Origin of the sequence: Xanthomonas hortorum (genome assembly GCF_011305375.1) — a bacterium.
GTDB lineage: Bacteria > Pseudomonadota > Gammaproteobacteria > Xanthomonadales > Xanthomonadaceae > Xanthomonas > Xanthomonas hortorum_E.
Map to the genome: position 1 here is coordinate 110,985 of NZ_VCME01000009.1, position 15,824 is coordinate 126,808.

Below are 15,824 nucleotides of genomic sequence, written 5' to 3' on the forward strand. Positions count from 1 at the left end.
GGTCTGCTCCCTCAACCGGCTTTGCGCGCGGTATCGGCCACCGGCGCGTAACGGCTGGCCTTGTACGGCAGGCCGAGGTGATCGCGCAGGGTCACGCCTGGCGGTGTGCGTTGGAAATAGCCGCGCGCTTCCAGCACCGGCAACACCTGCGTCACGAAATCGTCCAGACCCTGCGTCTGCACCGGGAAACCAAGGATGAAGCCGTCGCTGGCGCCGGCATCGAACCAGCGGATCAACTCTTCGGCCACCTGCTCGCCGGTACCGATGAACTGCGGACGCGGGCTCACCGCCTCCAGCGCCACCTGACGCAAGCTCAATGCGTGCGTGCGCGCATCGTGTTTGATCTTGTCGGTGGTGGAACGGAAGCTGTTGGCACCGATATCGCCCAGCTCCGGAAACGGCGCATCCAGCGCGTACTGGCTGAAATCGTGGTGGTCGAAAAAGCGCCCCAGGTACGCCAACGCCTCGTCGATATCGGCCAGTGCGGCGATCTGCTGGTACTTGGCTTCGGCCTCCTCGGCCGTATTGCCGACGATGGGCCCGATGCCGGGGAAGATCTTCACGTCAGCCGCGCTACGGCCATGCGCGATCGCCGCATTCTTGACCCGCTGCGTGAACGCACGCGTGTCTTCCAGCGACGGCGCATGGGTGAACACCGCATCGGCATATTTGCCGGCCAAGCCAATCCCGTCATCGGAAGCGCCGGCCTGAAAGATCACCGGCTGCCCCTGCGGCGAGCGCTGAATGTTCAACGGCCCTTCGACCTGGAAGAAGCGCCCCTTGTGGTCGAGGCGACGGAATTTGTCTGCATCGAAAAAGGCACCGCCCACGCGGTCGCGCACGAACGCATCGTCGTCCCACGAATCCCACAAACCCTGCACCACCTCCAGGTATTCGTCGGCGATCTGATAGCGCAGCGCATGCTCGGGATGGGCGCGGCTGTAGTTGCGCGCCGAGCCTTCCAGCGGCGAGGTCACCACGTTCCAGCCGGCACGTCCGCCACTGATCAAATCCAGCGAGGCGAACTGCCGCGCCACCGTGAACGGGTCGCTGTAGGAGGTGGACAAGGTGCCGGCCAAACCAATCGTCGTCGTAGCGGTGGCCAGCGCCGACAGGATGGTGATCGGCTCAAAACGATTGAGAAAATGCGGGATCGATTTCTCGTTGATGTACAGGCCATCGGCGACGAAGGCGAACGCGATGCCGCTGGCTTCGGCCTTGCGTGCGGTGGCGATGTAATACGCCAGATTGACGCTGGCATCGGCCGGCACCGACGGATGCTTCCAGGCATTCATATGGCCACCGGCGCCGTGCAACATGATGCCGAACGGGATGGGACGTGGCGTGGTGCTCATCGCGGTAATCCTTGTAGAAAGAGGAGCGTCGGTAGTGCGGTCGATCGCGGTGCGGCACTGACCGCATGCTTCGGCATCACGACAACGCGTGTTCGGCAATGGGTTGCGCCACGCTGCGAGTAGCTGCATCGCGGCCGCTACGTGCAGCCGTGTGTGGTGCGCTACGAGCGAGCAGCTCCAGCGAGGTGCGACGTGCCTGCGCATCGGCCACCGGTGCATCGATGACGAACTCGCCCACGCCGAAGCGGCGATGCAACAATTCCAACTGCGCATGCACGTACTCCGCAGTACCGGACAGCACGCTGGGGCGCAGTTCTTCCAGCCGGTAATCGCTCACCCCAACCTGGCGTGCGTATTCGGCAGCAGCTTCCGGATTGGGCAGATTGACGCTCTGCCCGGCACCGAGCTGCACGCGATACAGCCGCAGCGCACCCAGATGCTGCGCTGCCGCTTCGGCCGTTTGCGCGGCGAACGCCACCACCGCCAGCAACGGCTGCAAGCTGCTGCCGCGCCGATACGCATCGAACGCGCGTTCGATATGCGCATGGTCGCCATCGAAGTGACCGGCATAGACGAACTGCCAACCCAATTGCGCAGCCAGGCTGGCGCTTTCCGGGCTCGCACCGAGCAGAAACCGCTGCGGTCCCTGCACAGGATGCGGCGTTGCAATGGCAGCCGCATGCGGATGCTCGGCCGGCAGCGTGTTCGACAGAAACCCTTCCAGATCGGTCAATTGCCGCGCGAAATCTGCCGTGCCCAGGCGGCCATCGGCCAGCGCGCGGGTGGAGGCCGGCAAGCCGCCCGGTGCCTTGCCCACGCCCAGGTCAACGCGGTCCGGCGCCAGCGTGGCCAGCAGGTTGAACAGCTCGGCCACCTTGTACGGCGCGTAGTGGCGCAGCATCACCCCGCCGGTGCCGACACGGATACGCGCGGTCTGCGCCAGCACATAGGCGGCCAGCACTTCCGGCGCGGGGCTGGCCAGTTGGGTGGTGGCGTGATGCTCGGCAAACCAGTAACGGTGATAGCCCAGCGCTTCGGCCAGCTGCGCCAATGCCACGCTATCGCGCAGCGCCTGCGCGGCAGTGCCGCCGTCGGGGATGTAACTCTTGTCGAGAATGCTGAGGAGATAGCTCATGGCCCTGCCGCGTTGGAAGAAGAGGACGGCCGCCAGCGCGACGTGTCGGTGATTGCGTGGTGAGCGCGTTGCGAGCGACGGCCCAGGTGCCGGCGCCGGGCTTAGGGATGCAGCTGCGGAATCGCGTACAACTCCGCCAAGGTGGCAAGGATCGGTTCGCTGCCGGAGACGTATTGGCGTGTAGCGTGTTCGCCACTTGCGTGGCTGCTGTGCACACCTGAAGGCAGCACCAGCTTGGGTAGCGATTGATCGCTCTCACCCACCAGCCCGATCACGTCGCGACGCGGCCGCGGAAAGCCGACCCGGCGCACTTCCAGGCGGTCGCGCAATCCATCGATGCCCGACAGCGCGCCTTCCAGCAACAAGCCATGCCGACAGAGAAACCGTTGCCCGGCAAAACTAGGATCTTCGAACTCGTGTTCCAGCAACAACAAGATCGGTTTGGACGTCGACAGGTCGGACGTGGACAAAGCAGACATGGGATGGCGCCCTCGCTACGTGGAAGCATCGACACCAAGGCGATGCGTGGTGTTTTTAGCCTAGTGACCGCCAGCGCGCAGATCGCGCCAGAAATCGACAATGTCCGGTCGGATGCGGCCAACGAAATGGCCGTTGGCAATGACCTGACTGCTTTGGGTTATGCATGCGACATAAGCCAGTCGGGCTCGCAGGCGAAAAGTGGCGCGCGTCAGGCATCAGTGTGCGCGTAGTAAGAGCGTGAGATTTCGGTGGTTTTGTACGTCCTGGACGCGTCGATTGCAGAGCGGCTGATCTGCGGCCTGGCTGCAGGGCCCTTGCCCGCCCACCATCGCGGGACACGCTGCAAGGCAGAGCGACTGATCTGCGGCCTGGCTGCAAGGCCCTTGCCCGCTCACCGTCGCGGGACACGCTGCAAGTACGTCCCTGTAAGCTCTTACGCGGCATCCATGCCGCGTAAGGTCCCGCGACGGTGAGCGGGCAAGGACCAGTGGAGATGGTCGGTTTACATGGCGCAAGCAATGCACGCTGCGTCTTGTTCGGATAAGCGTGGTTTTGGTTACTTTCCAACGCAAGCCGAGCAACCAACAAGCTTTTAAGAAAGCAAACGACTATCTCTCTGGTGCGGTGTCCTCACCGCTTGCGGGACCGTGTGGCGGCATGGATGCCGCCACCGAGCCCCCAGGGAAGGGTTCACGGCGTGTCCCGCGAGCGGTGAGGGCACCGCGCCCTCGACGAACTAGGCTTTTGACCTAAGCATGTGTTTGACTACATCTCAACCCAGCCACGACTCGAAATTTCCGTTGTGTTGTGTCTTGAAATAATCGAGCTTGTGAATAGATCTCTTGCAAGGCGATTGATCTGCGGCTTGGCCAAAGATCCCTCAACCAACGCGGCTTGAGAACATCCAAACGACAGCTGATGCAGACGTCGTCAGAAGCGATAGTTGATGCGACCAAACCAATACGTGCCCACGGTGCCGAGCACATCGCCGTACTCGTAGGTGAAGGTGGTGCTGGCGCGCTGGCTGGCGTTGCGCGCGGCCTCGGGAATCTTGCGTGTGCGCTTGTCGCCGATGTTGTCCACACCGGCATCCACGCTCCAACCGCCACCGATGGTGTAGCTCCCGCTGAGATTGCTCACCAGCACCGGGCGCAACTGATATTTCTGCCCGTTGGTCAGCCGCTTGAGCGGACCCAGATAATTGAGATTGAGGTTGGCGCTCCACCGCCCCTGACTCCACGACACGCCGGCCACCTGGGTGTAGGTGGGCGAGCGATAGCGCAAGGCATACTCGCTGGTTTCGGTGAGCAGGCCGATGTTGGGCAGGCCCTGCAGCGCACCCGGCACCCCGCGCACCTGGGTGATCTCGGTGCGCCCGGCATTCGCCGCATAGGTGTAACGCAGACGTCCCCAGTCGGTGTCTTGGGTGGCTTCCAGCGTGAGCTCCACACCGCGCGTGCGGGTGTCGCCAACGTTGGTGAAGTAACTGACGTAGTAGGCCTCGCCCGACGGGATGGCGATGCCGGCGCTGCCCAACAAGCCAGCGATGGTGGCCTGTTGCGCGGCGCTCAATGGGCTGTTGCCGTAGTCGACCACGTTGGCCGGATCCAGCGCGTTGTAACCGATCTGGCTGGATTGCCCGAGCTGATCGCGGATGTCGATCTGATACAGGTCCACTGCCGCATGCACGTTCTGCACCGGATCGAAGGTGACGCCCACGCTGTAGTTGCGCGCTTTCTCCGGGCGCAGATCGCTCGCTCCCAGCGCGCGCGCCACCGGCGAATCCACCTGCGCCACCAACGTCGTGCCGCACGGGCAATTGCCGGTGACCTGGTAATGGCGCGCAGCCAATCCCGGCGCATGGAAACCGTTGCTTACCGTTGCCCGCACGCCGATGCTTTCGTTGACATCCAGGCGTGTGGACAGGCGCCCGGTAGTGACATCGCCGAAGTCGGAATGATCTTCGTAACGCACCGCCGCATCCACGAACCAGCGCTCGGTGACGTTGGCCGAGGCGCCTAGATACGCCGCCTTGCTGTTGCGCGTGGCATCGGCCGCATCGGCCGGCGCAAAGCCGATGAAGGCCGCCGCGCCGAAGCCGGTGTACGACTCCCATTGACCGGGATCGCGCCGGTAGTCTTCGTGCTGATATTCCAGCCCGGCGCTCAGCTCCACCGGCGAAGCCAGCGCTGGCAGCGCGATGGCGCGGCGTAGATCCAGATTGGCCAATTGCTGCAGATAATCGACCTTGCCGTCATAGAAATCGGTCGGCGCGCCCGGATACGCCAGCGAGAAGTTGGCCGAATCGCGCGTGTAGGTGCGGATGGTGTCGCGGTTGTAGGTCACGCTGGCGTCGTAGTCCCAACCGGCCAGCGCGCCTTTGAATCCTGCAGTGCCGTTGTACTGCTGCTCCTTGCTCTGGATCGACGGCGAGAACCCATCCGGCCATACCGCCAGCACACCGGCCGCATCGTAGACACCGAAGATCGTCGCCGGCTGGCGGAAGTTCTGCGCCGCGCTGGCGGTGCGATCGCTGGCGGTCGCAGTGGCATAGAACTGCAGCGCATCGCCCAGGCCGCGCCCTGCATTCACTGCCGCGCTGGTCAGCGCGTAATCGGCCGAACTGTAGATGCGGTTGGCCTGCGCATCGCGGGTGGCTTCGGCCGGATTGCGGGTGGCACCGGCCGGCAGGCGGTTGTAACTGCCGAGTGCCACCAGGCGGCCATCGGCGCCGATGGCCGGGTAACTCAGATAGTCCGGCTGGTAGGTCAATGGACGGATCGCGCTGTGCTGGCGGGTGCGTTCGGCCGAGAAATTGACGAAGCCATCGTCACCCCACGGCAGCCCCAGGTTGCCGCGCACGCTGGTGCGGCTGCCGTCGCCATCGCTGCTGCTGCCGCTTTCCAGCGACGCGCTGCCGCCGCTGGCCTGGGTCTTGAGAAGGATGTTGACCACACCGGCGATCGCATCGGAGCCATAGATCGCCGAGGCGCCATCGCGCAGCACCTCCACCCGGTCGATCGCCGCAATCGGAATCAGCGCCAGATCGGCCCAGGCATGACCGGGAAATCCGCCGCCATTGGCGCCGCTGACATAGGCGCTGGCGTTGCGCCGTTTGCCGTTGATCAGCACCAATGTGTAGCCCGGCGACAGATTACGCAGTTGATAACCGCGCACCAGACTTTCCTGATCGCTCTGGTAGCCACCCACCTGGCTCAACGATGGCAGGGTGCGTTGCAGCGCGTCGAGCAGATTGCCTTGCCCGGTCGCCACCAACTCCTGCGCCGACACCACATCGATCGGGGTGGAACTGTTCTTGACCGTGCGCGTGCTGCTGCGCGAGCCGGTCACCAGCACTGTGTCCAGGGTGGCGGCAGCAGCCGCAGGCGCATCGGCCGGCGCGGCATTGGCGGCAGCGGACAACAACGGCGCTGCGAGCAGCAGCCACGGACGGAATCGGCGCATTGGAGGGCCTTGAACGGGATGCCGTCCATTCAAGGCGTTGCGCGCCCCTGCCACCATCGGTGCGCACGACAACCGCTGGCAACATCGCGCCAGCCACATATCCATTGGCGATGTGGTCACAACCACTGGTCACCACTGCAGGCAGCCTGCAACGTCGCGATGCGCTGCAAACGCGGCCTAATACGCGACATGAGCGAACCCGATTCCCCGCACGTCACCAGCGCGCCCCTGGTCGCGATTTTGGCTTACCAGCAACTTGGCCTGTTCGAGTTTGGCTGTGCAGTCGGCCTGTTCGCACCGCAGCGCCCGGAGCTGGAGGTGGAGTGGTATCGCAGCATGGTGTGCGCGTGCGAACCGGGTGCGCTGAAGACGCTGGGAGGCTGCCTGCTGCAGCCACCGGCCACGCTGGACCAGCTCGACGATGCGGACGTGATCGTGATCCCCGGCTGGCGCAATCCCGACGAATGCCCGCCGGCTGCACTGCTGGACAAACTGCGCGCCGCCCATGCACGCGGCGCGCGGCTGGCCTCGATCTGCTCGGGCGCCTTCGTGCTCGCCTATGCCGGCCTGCTGGATGGCCGCAGCGCCACCACCCACTGGCGGCTCACCGATCTGCTCGGCAGCCGCTTCCCCGCCATCGAGGTGCGCGCCAACGTGCTGTATGTCGACACCGGCAGCATTCTCACCTCGGCCGGTTCGGCCACCGGCATGGACATGCTGCTACACATGGTGCGCAAGGACTACGGCACGCATGTGGCCAACCTGGTCGCGCAGCGGCTGGTGCTGGCGCCGTGGCGCGATGGCGAGCGCAGCCAGCTGGTCAACCGCTCGATCCCGCTCGGCGAACCGAACCGGCTTGCGGTGCTCACCGAATGGATCCGCAGCCATCTCGATCAACCGCACACCCTGGCCAGCCTGGCCGAGCGCGCCGCGCTCAGCCAACGCACGCTGCAACGGCAGTTTCTCGAAGCCACCGGGCTGTCGCCGATCGACTGGGTGATCCGCGAACGCGTGGCACTGGCACGCGAACTGCTGGAAACCACCGACCGACCGCTGCACTGGATCGCCGAACGCGCCGGCTTCGGCTCGCTGGAATCGTTCCGCCGGCATTTTCGCGTGCTCGCCCAGGCCAGCCCGGCCGCGTATCGGCGCCAGCTGCAGATCCGCTAGCGCGCTGGGCTGCACCAGTGCAACGCCAGCTCATCCGCCAGCCTGCGCGATGGTGCGCGGCGCTCCAGGCATCTGTCGCCTGGATGCCGACGGTGCGCAGTCGGTCTGCCGGTCGCTTAGTCGCCCAGCTCGGCCAAACGCGCGCGCACGCTCTCGACATCGATGTGCTCGCGCACATGCGGCCACTGCCGCGCCCACACCGAGCGGAACACGATCCACGCACCGAACACGCCCAGACAGGTCGAGCCCAGCGCCAGCAGCAACGGATGCAACGGCGAGCCGCTGCCGGTCTGGAACAGATACATGAAGGCCCCGGAAAACAGCAGCCACACGCCGAACACCGGCCAATTGCTGGCCAGCAGACTGGCATTGGGCCGCTCGATCTCACGCAGCAACCGGGTCAGCGCCTTGCGTTCGTCATCGTCCGGTGTCATCGACTGGCCGCTCCACGGGTTGATCGCCGTCTTGATCGCCGCGCTAGATCACGCGGCAGAATACTGCTTTCAGATAGCGCGATTCCTGCACGTGCGCCATGAACGGATGGTCCGGGCCCGCCCCGGCCACCTTCAGGATCTGGATGGTGCGCCCGGAGAAATACGAGGCGCGGCGCAGCATGTCCAGAAACTCCTGCTCGGCCACCAGCCCGGTGCACGAGAAGGTGGCGAACAGGCCACCGGGCTTGACCACGCCCAACGCTAGCTTGTTCATGTCCAGGTATTTCTTCAACGCCGGAATCACCTGCTCGCGGTCGCGGGTCATCTTGGCCGGGTCCAGGATCACCACATCGAACTGGTCGCCGCGATTGGACGCATCACGCAGCCACGGAAAGATGTCGGCCTGCACGAACTTGGGGCGCACGTTGTTGAGCTTCGCATTGCCCTTGGCCAAGGCGATCACATCCTCGTCGATGTCCACGCCCAGCACCTCCGAGGCGCCACGCGCGGCCGCATACACCGCAAATCCGCCGGTGTTGCAGCACAGGTCCAGCACGCTCTTGCCTTCAACCTGCTCGCTCAGCCACTGACGGTTTTCGCGCTGATCGGCAAAAAACCCGGTCTTGTGCGCCCCCGCCGGATCGGCGCGGAACTTGATGCCGTACTCGGTGATCACCGACGCTTCGGTGGTGGTGTTGCTGTGGAAATCGAAGCTTTCCTGCTTTTGCACATGTTCGTCGGCAAAGCTGTGGAAGCGGCAACCCGGGAACTGCTCGCGCAGCGCCTCGTAGATCCATTCGCGATGGCGGAACATGCCGGCGGCGAAGAACTCCACCACCACCAGGTCGCCGTAGCGGTCCACCACCAGCCCGGAAAGGCCGTCGCCTTCGCTGTGCACCACGCGCCAGGCGTCGGACACGCCATCGAGCTTGAGCCAGTCGCGGCGCAGGCTTACCGCGGCGGCGATCTTGCGCGAGAACCAGCCCGCATCCACCGGCACCGATTGATCGGTTTCCAGGATGCGCACGGCGATGCGCGAGTGGCCGTTGTAGAAGCCGCGGCCGATCCACTCCCCATCCACGCCGACCACATCGACGATGGTGCCGGGTTTGGGCTTGGCGGCGGGCTTTTCCACCAGCTTCTGGAAGATCCACGGGTGGCTGGAGCGCCACGCATTCTTGAGTCGGACGACGGGGACAGGAGTATTCATCCGCCCATTGTATCCGGCTGGATTGACGTGCCTGAGCCCGCAACGCAGAATCGGGCTCAGAAGGGGAGTAGCTCCCAGGAACGGCCAACAGAACGTGGCAGCGGTCATGCCATCGTTCGGGAAGTCGCTCCAGCGTTGTCGCCGTCATTACGAGCCCTGTCATCAGGCGCTCCGGTGCAACGGCAACCGGCCACACCGGTTGCGAGCGAGACCTTCGCCGCGCAGGCGAAGGTCCGTCACCCGGAATCCACGATTTCCGTGTCACAAGGCCTCAGCCCACCGGCTGTCCAGGTCGTTTCACTTTTCGGGATTCTTTATGCAAACCATTGGCAATGTCTGGTTATGGGGTGGCTTCGCGATCGTGGTGATCGTGGCGCTGATGGTCGATCTGGTGCTGATGCGCCACGGCGGCGCGCACAAGGTGACCTTCAAGGAAGCCACCTGGTGGAGCATCGGCTGGGTGCTGCTGGCACTGGCCTTCAACGCCGGGCTGTGGTGGTACCTGCAGTCCAGCGCCGGCGAGGCGGTGGCCAACCGCATCGGGCTGGAGTTCCTGACCGGCTACCTGGTCGAGAAATCGCTGGCGGTCGACAACATCTTCGTGTTCCTGATGGTCATGACCTACTTCGGCGTGCCCGAAGAACAGCGCCAGCGCGTGCTGATCATAGGCGTGCTGGGGGCCATCGTGCTGCGCGCGATCATGATCTTTGCAGGCTCGGTACTGCTGACCAAGTTCCATTGGTTGCTGTACGTGTTCGGCGCGTTCCTGCTGCTGACCGGTATCAAGATGTGGTTCTCCGCTGGCAAGGAGCCGGATCTGGAAGCCAACCCGGTGCTGCGCTGGATGCGCGGCCATCTGCGGCTCAGCCCGCAGTACGACGGCAACGCGCTGAGCGTGATCAAGGACGGCAAGCGCTGGTTCACCCCGTTGTTCGTGGTGCTGATCCTGATTGCGGTGATCGATGTGATCTTTGCGGTGGACAGCATTCCGGCGATCTTCGCCATCACCACCGACCCGTTCATCGTGCTGACCTCCAACGTGTTCGCGGTGCTGGGCCTGCGCGCGATGTTCTTCCTGCTGGCCGGCATGGCCGACCGCTTCCACCTGTTGCCATATGGCCTGGCAGTGATCCTGGTGTTCATCGGCACCAAGATGATGATCATCGATCTGTACAAGATCCCGGTGCTGGTGTCGCTGGCGGCGGTGGTGCTGATCCTGATCTTCACCATCGTGCTGAGCCTGCTGCGTCCGCCCAAGCCGGCCCGGCACTGACGGGCCGGGATTGGGGATTGGGGATTCGTGAATGGCAGCGCCGCGTGCGCTGCTCGCATCTAGCGCACCGACCATCTCGACGGGTCCTTGCCTGCCCACCATCGCGGGACCTTACGCGGCATGGATGCCGCGTAAGAGCTTACAAGGACGTACTTGCAGCGTGTCCCGCGATGGTGGGCGGGCAAGGACCTCGCAGCCAAGCGACAGATCAACAATCAAAAGCTAGATGAGTCGAGGGCGCGGTGCCCTCACCGCTCGCGGGACACGCCGTGAATCCGTCCGTGGAGGCTCGGTGGCGGCATCCATGCCGCCACACGGTCCCGCAATCGGCGAGGACACCGCGCCAGAGAGTGAATCGGTTGCTTTGAGAAGAGCTACGCACACCGACCATCTCCACTGGTCCTTGCCCGCCCACCGTCGCGGGACCTTACGCCTACACGGACGTACTTGCGGCGTGTCCCGCGAGGGTGGGCGGGCAAGGGCCCTGCAGCCAAGCTGCGGGGCATCCGTGATGCGGCGCAGGCCGATGCACCAAGGACCGGCCCCAGGAGTGGATTATCCCGTCGCCGGGCCTGCTTATCCCGCGCCGGATAGGCTTGTAAAAAAACCCGCGCGACGCCATCCGTGAAGGCATGACACAGCATCCTGTTGCCACCGCCGACGCCACCACCACCCAAGACCGCCTGGATCGCTCCCGGGTCTTGCGTGCCTTCAACTTCAGCCTGGCCGCCGTGCTGCTGCTGGCGGTATTCACCGCCCAGGGCATGTTCGACTGGCGCGCCTGGGCCGTGGCACCGCTACAGACCGACGGCCTGCTCGGCATTCTCACCGCACCCCTGCTGCATGGCTCGCTTGCGCATCTGGGTGCCAACGCCGCCGCCCTGCTGATCCTGGGCACGCTGGCCGGCAGCGTGTATCCGCGCGCCACCGCCATGGCGCTACCGTTGTTGTGGCTGGGCTCGGGCCTGGGCGCCTGGCTGCTGGGCGAACCCGGCAGCCGCCACCTGGGCGCCAGCGGCGTCACCCACGGGCTGATGTTTCTGGTGTTCGTGCTCGGCCTGCTGCGCCGCGACCGCCCGGCGATCGCCACCAGCATGATCGCCTTCCTGTTCTACGGCGGCATGCTGCTGACCATCCTGCCGCACGAAGCCGGCGTGTCCTGGCAGTCGCATCTGGGCGGCGCCGTGGCCGGCCTGATCGCCGCACTGCTGCTGCGCCTGCGCGACCCGCAACAAGCCAAGCCGCGCTACAGCTGGGACGACGAGGACGAAGACGCCGCCTGGGAAGTCAGCACCGCCGAGCGCGACGTGCTGGAACCGCCGCCGCCGCGCCAGGTGCCGGTGCTATGGCAACGCCAGGAAGACGGCTCGCACAACGTGGTGCTGCGTTTCCCCCCGCGCGAGCGACCGCCGGGGACGTAGGAGCGCGCTTGCGCGCGATGAGGCGTTATCTGGAGCGCCCCATCGCGCGCAAGCGCGCTCCTACAGACCGCCTATGCGTTTAACGCGTTCTATGCTCGTTCAACGCACGCCGCGCCAGTCCCGGATCGTCGGCAAAGAACGCATCGATACCGGCATCCAGATATGCCTTCAGCTCGGCCAAAGCGCCCGCCTCGTTACGCTCGGTCACCGCGCCAGCACTGCGATTGTTGACCGCCAGAAAATAATTCTCCGGACGGAACGTATACGGCTGCACCTGCAACCCGGCCGCATGTGCGTCGTGCACCAGGCTGGTCGGCGTACCCAGGCGTTGCTGCGCATCCAACGGAATGATGCTGCGGATGTCCGGGCCGATCGCATCGGCATAGCTGGCGATCTGCTTCAGCCCTTCGGGCGTCACCATTTGCCCATACGTGCGCGGCGCGTTGCCCACACCCGCATCGGGCAGCGCCATCTGCGCGCCACCCAGCAACTGCAGCAGATGGATGTTGCTGGTGCGTCCGATCTTGCCGCGCAGGTCACGCAAATTGCCGGTCTCGAACGACTGGATCACCACCGGCGCGTTCTGCGTGTACGCATGCGCACGCAAGCTCGCCAGCACCTTGTCTTCCATCGCCAGATGCAGCGCACTGAAATAGCTCGGGTGCTTGATCTCGGGAATCAGCCCGATGGTGCGACCGGTCGCCGCCGATTCCGCCGCGACAAAATCGATGATCTCGTCGAAGGTCACGATCTGAAACTGCCCATCCCAACGCGTGCCACGCAGTTGCGGCAGCCGCTCGCGCGCGCGCAACGTCTTCAACTCGGCAAGACTGAAGTCTTCGGTGAACCAGCCTTCCATCGGCTGGCCATCGATGGTCTTGCGGGTCTTGCGCGCGGCGAACTCAGGGTGGCTGGCCACATCGGTAGTGCCGCCGATCTCGTTCTCGTGCCGCGCCACCAGCACGCCATCCTTGGTCGACACCAGATCCGGCTCGACGAAATCGGCGCCATCGACAATGGCCTTGGCGTACGAGGCCAACGTGTGTTCCGGGCGCAACGCGCTGGCACCACGGTGCGCAAAGATCTGCATCGTTTTCGCCAACGGCGCTTCTGCAACTGCCGGGCCGCTCATGCCGACCATCATCGCTCCCAACACTAGAACACGGTGGATCTGCATCATGCATCTCTCCAACGAAAAAGCAGCCATCAAAACCAAGGCGTGATCGCCAGGCAAACGCGGCCGATTGGCGTTGCGGCATGTACGACGCGTACACCCCGCTTCCTCCACATCGTCCGCACCCGCCTGATAGCCACGCGCTAAGTCTTGTCAGCCACTCTAAAACTATCCACGTTGATCGGCATCGGAGATCAGTAAGCAGCAACAAGGCCCGCCGTTACGAATCCCCAATCCCGATTCCCCAATCCCTAACTCAGAACTTCGCATCCAGCGTCAAGAACACCTGCCGCGGCGCACTGGCATGGAACGCCAACTGACGCCCATTCGGGTCGCTGTTGGCGAACGCGGTGAGGTTGGACGCGTAACGCTTGTCGGTGAGGTTGGTGACATTGAGCGAGAGCTTGAGGCCCTGCAGCACGCCGGCCTGGCCGAAGTCGTACCCGGCGCCCGCGTCGAACGAGGTGTAGCCGCCAAAGCCCTGGTCATTGGTGTAGGTGTAATACCGCTGGCCGGTGTACTTGCCGCGCAGATTGACGTTCCAGTTGGCGTAGTTGAAGGCGATTTCGCTGGCCAACATGCGCTTGGGCGTATCGACCGTGGTCTTGCCGGCAGTGGCAATGATCACGCCGTTCTGCACGTAGTTGTCGTCGTAGGTCGAACGGTTGATCGAAGCCGAGTTGTACCACTGCAGGTAGCTGGTGGGCTTCCAGATCACGGTCAGTTCGCCGCCGCGGCTGCTCACCGAGCCCACGTTGAAGAAACGCGTGGTGCAGGCCGGCGTGGTGCCCTGCTGGATGCTGGCGCAGGGATTGAGCGAGAGCAACCGGTTGTCGAAGGTGACGTCATAACCGACCAGCGAGGCTTCGAAGTGATCGCGCACAAAGCGATAGCCGGCTTCCATGGTGCGCGACTTCTCCGGCTCCAGCGCGCCAACGCTGGCATCGAACGAGGCCTGCGTCACCAGCAACGGACCGCCGGCGCCGCCGCCCTGGAACGCGGCGATGTTTTCCGCATACGAGGCGAACACTTCCTGCCCTTCCGCCAGGCGATAGCCCAGACCGATCTGCGGCAGCACCGACTCGCTGGCCTTGATCGAGCCGGTCGCCACCGGTGCTTCCACCACCACGCCCGGCGTCGCGCGCGCGGTCATTTCGGTGCTCGGGCTCTTGATGCCCAGATCCACGCTCAGGCGCTCATCGAGGAACTTGAAGTTGCCCTGCACGTAGAACTGCCTGGTGGTGATGACGGAGTTCTGCGAGAACAGCCGGCGATCCGGGTTCTGCAGGAACTTGTCGTCGCTGACCGGCCCGTCGATCCAGTAGAAATTACGCTCGATATCGTGGTGATTGCGCTCGTACCACAGCCCCGCTTCAAGGTGATGCGGGCCTAGATTCCAGCCGAGCGAGGCGATGCCGCCAGTGCGGTTGATCCAGTAATTGGTGCTACGAATAGAAATCGGCAATGCCTGCGGCGTGCCTGGATTGGACGCCTGGCCCGGCGACCACCAGTGGCCCTGACCCTTGTTTTCGTGGTGATAGACCTGGGTGTGCAGGCTGATCGCATCGTTGGGCTGGAAGTCGCCGGCCACGTAGAACAGATCGTCGTCGCGCAACGCGCGGCTCTGGTAATAGGCATCGTCGACGTTGTCCACGCCGCCACTGAAACCACAGCGTGCCGCATTCCGCGTGGCCGGTGCGCAATACGCCGCGGCCAATGCGCGGTTCCAGTCCGGTGCGTATAGATTCCAGTCCCAGCCCAGGCCACGCGCCATGCCGCTCTTGGACAGATACGAATAGTCCGCCTGCGAGGTGCGCGAGGTATCGGCAAATGCGGTCAGCTTGCCGCCATCGAACTGGTACACGCCCTTGGCATTGAACTGCCGCGTTGTGGTCGGCGAATCCGGCCGTGCCCACATGTCGGCTTCGGCGTTGATGCCCGACACATATGCCGAAAAGCCGTTGTAGTCACCGGTATCCACACGCAGGAAGGTGCGGCGATTGGCATCCGACCCCAGCGTCTGCGACAGCTGCCCGCCGAACACGCTGGACGGATCGGCCGAGTAGTACTGGATGGTGCCGCCGAGGTTGCTTGTGGAGGCGGTACCCAGTGCGCCGATGCCCGAGGCCAGCTCCACGCCGCCGAAGTTCTCGGCGATTAGCGCGCGGCTGATATTGAGGCCGTTGTAGTTGCCGTAGGCGTTGTCGCCCAGCGGCAGACCGTCGAGCGTATAGCCCAGGCGCGTGCCGTTGAAGCCGCGCAGGCTGATGGTCTGCGACTCTTCGTTGGCACCGAAGGCGTCGTTGGATTGCACATTGACGCCCGGCATGCGGTTAAGCAGCTTCTGGATGCTGGTGCCCGGTGGCAACACCGGAATGTCCTGCTGGGTGATGCGCTGCACCTGACGCGTTTCGCCCTGGCCGATCACCGAGACCGCATCGAGCTGCTGCACGGTCGTGCCGGTGTCGGCAGTCACTTCTGGATCGGCGGCGTGGGCGGCGGGCGACAACACAAGCGCGGCGAGAACGGCGGCACTTAAGAGATGGGTCTTGGGCATGAGCGGCATGGGGGACGAGTCAAAAGATGACGGCAAGCGTGCGACAGCTGTCTTGCGCCGATGCGACCGGGACATGACAGTGCTGCGACAGTCGCTGCGCATCCCGCGCTGCAGCTGCGTTGCGCCGGCATGCAGATGTCACCTGTGCGT

Annotated in this window: 12 protein-coding genes and 1 other RNA gene; 5 read left to right on the forward strand and 8 right to left on the reverse strand. The window is 64.4% G+C overall.

What is annotated here, in order from left to right; translation table 11 throughout:
• Window positions 1-11: 11 nt before the first annotated feature.
• The 3 genes from FFY45_RS10455 to FFY45_RS10465 all read right to left on the reverse strand — a co-directional run bounded on the left by FFY45_RS10455 (window position 12) and on the right by FFY45_RS10465 (window position 2,969).
• On the reverse strand, window positions 12-1,355 hold the full coding sequence (locus FFY45_RS10455; RefSeq protein WP_176340385.1) for an LLM class flavin-dependent oxidoreductase: 1,344 nt from the start codon (window positions 1,353-1,355) through the stop codon (window positions 12-14).
• A 76-nt stretch (window positions 1,356-1,431) separates the two neighbouring features.
• Window positions 1,432-2,490: an MsnO8 family LLM class oxidoreductase gene (locus tag FFY45_RS10460; RefSeq protein WP_176340386.1), complete on the reverse strand. Its 1,059-nt coding sequence runs from the start codon at window positions 2,488-2,490 to the stop codon at window positions 1,432-1,434.
• Between the two features lie 101 nt (window positions 2,491-2,591).
• On the reverse strand, window positions 2,592-2,969 hold the full coding sequence (locus tag FFY45_RS10465) for a DUF3088 family protein (RefSeq protein ID WP_176340387.1): 378 nt from the start codon (window positions 2,967-2,969) through the stop codon (window positions 2,592-2,594).
• Between the two features lie 3 nt (window positions 2,970-2,972).
• Here FFY45_RS10465 and FFY45_RS10470 point away from each other — a divergent pair, with 3 nt between their 5' ends.
• On the forward strand, window positions 2,973-3,200 hold the full coding sequence (locus tag FFY45_RS10470; protein WP_176340388.1) for a hypothetical protein: 228 nt from the start codon (window positions 2,973-2,975) through the stop codon (window positions 3,198-3,200).
• A gap of 700 nt (window positions 3,201-3,900) precedes the next feature.
• Here the strand turns inward: FFY45_RS10470 and FFY45_RS10475 are convergent.
• Window positions 3,901-6,435 carry a TonB-dependent receptor plug domain-containing protein gene (locus FFY45_RS10475; RefSeq protein ID WP_176340389.1) on the reverse strand — a complete coding sequence of 845 codons (2,535 nt, stop codon included), beginning with the start codon at window positions 6,433-6,435 and terminating at the stop codon, window positions 3,901-3,903.
• A 189-nt stretch (window positions 6,436-6,624) separates the two neighbouring features.
• Here FFY45_RS10475 and ftrA point away from each other — a divergent pair, with 189 nt between their 5' ends.
• The gene (ftrA, locus tag FFY45_RS10480) at window positions 6,625-7,605 is read left to right on the forward strand and encodes a transcriptional regulator FtrA (protein ID WP_176340390.1); all 981 of its coding nucleotides are present in this window, start codon (window positions 6,625-6,627) and stop codon (window positions 7,603-7,605) included.
• A gap of 116 nt (window positions 7,606-7,721) precedes the next feature.
• Here ftrA and FFY45_RS10485 read toward each other — a convergent pair whose 3' ends face one another.
• Complete coding sequence (locus FFY45_RS10485) at window positions 7,722-8,039, reverse strand: hypothetical protein (protein ID WP_115041082.1); 318 nt, start codon at window positions 8,037-8,039, stop codon at window positions 7,722-7,724.
• A 43-nt stretch (window positions 8,040-8,082) separates the two neighbouring features.
• Window positions 8,083-9,249 carry a class I SAM-dependent rRNA methyltransferase gene (locus FFY45_RS10490; protein ID WP_176340391.1) on the reverse strand — a complete coding sequence of 389 codons (1,167 nt, stop codon included), beginning with the start codon at window positions 9,247-9,249 and terminating at the stop codon, window positions 8,083-8,085.
• A 316-nt stretch (window positions 9,250-9,565) separates the two neighbouring features.
• Here FFY45_RS10490 and FFY45_RS10495 point away from each other — a divergent pair, with 316 nt between their 5' ends.
• Both FFY45_RS10495 and FFY45_RS10500 read left to right on the forward strand, forming a co-directional pair.
• Window positions 9,566-10,522, forward strand: coding sequence for a TerC family protein (locus tag FFY45_RS10495; protein WP_176340392.1), 957 nt, complete (start codon window positions 9,566-9,568; stop codon window positions 10,520-10,522).
• Between the two features lie 632 nt (window positions 10,523-11,154).
• Complete coding sequence (locus FFY45_RS10500; RefSeq protein WP_176340393.1) at window positions 11,155-11,943, forward strand: rhomboid family intramembrane serine protease; 789 nt, start codon at window positions 11,155-11,157, stop codon at window positions 11,941-11,943.
• Between the two features lie 79 nt (window positions 11,944-12,022).
• Here the strand turns inward: FFY45_RS10500 and FFY45_RS10505 are convergent, their stop codons facing one another.
• Window positions 12,023-13,123 carry a glycerophosphodiester phosphodiesterase gene (locus FFY45_RS10505; RefSeq protein WP_176340394.1) on the reverse strand — a complete coding sequence of 367 codons (1,101 nt, stop codon included), beginning with the start codon at window positions 13,121-13,123 and terminating at the stop codon, window positions 12,023-12,025.
• A gap of 77 nt (window positions 13,124-13,200) precedes the next feature.
• On the opposite strand from FFY45_RS10505, the gene FFY45_RS10510 reads away from it, so the two are divergent.
• Window positions 13,201-13,276, forward strand: a non-coding RNA gene (locus FFY45_RS10510) — sX9 sRNA.
• A 97-nt stretch (window positions 13,277-13,373) separates the two neighbouring features.
• Here FFY45_RS10510 and FFY45_RS10515 read toward each other — a convergent pair.
• Window positions 13,374-15,674: a TonB-dependent receptor gene (locus FFY45_RS10515; protein WP_176340422.1), complete on the reverse strand. Its 2,301-nt coding sequence runs from the start codon at window positions 15,672-15,674 to the stop codon at window positions 13,374-13,376.
• Window positions 15,675-15,824: the final 150 nt, after the last annotated feature.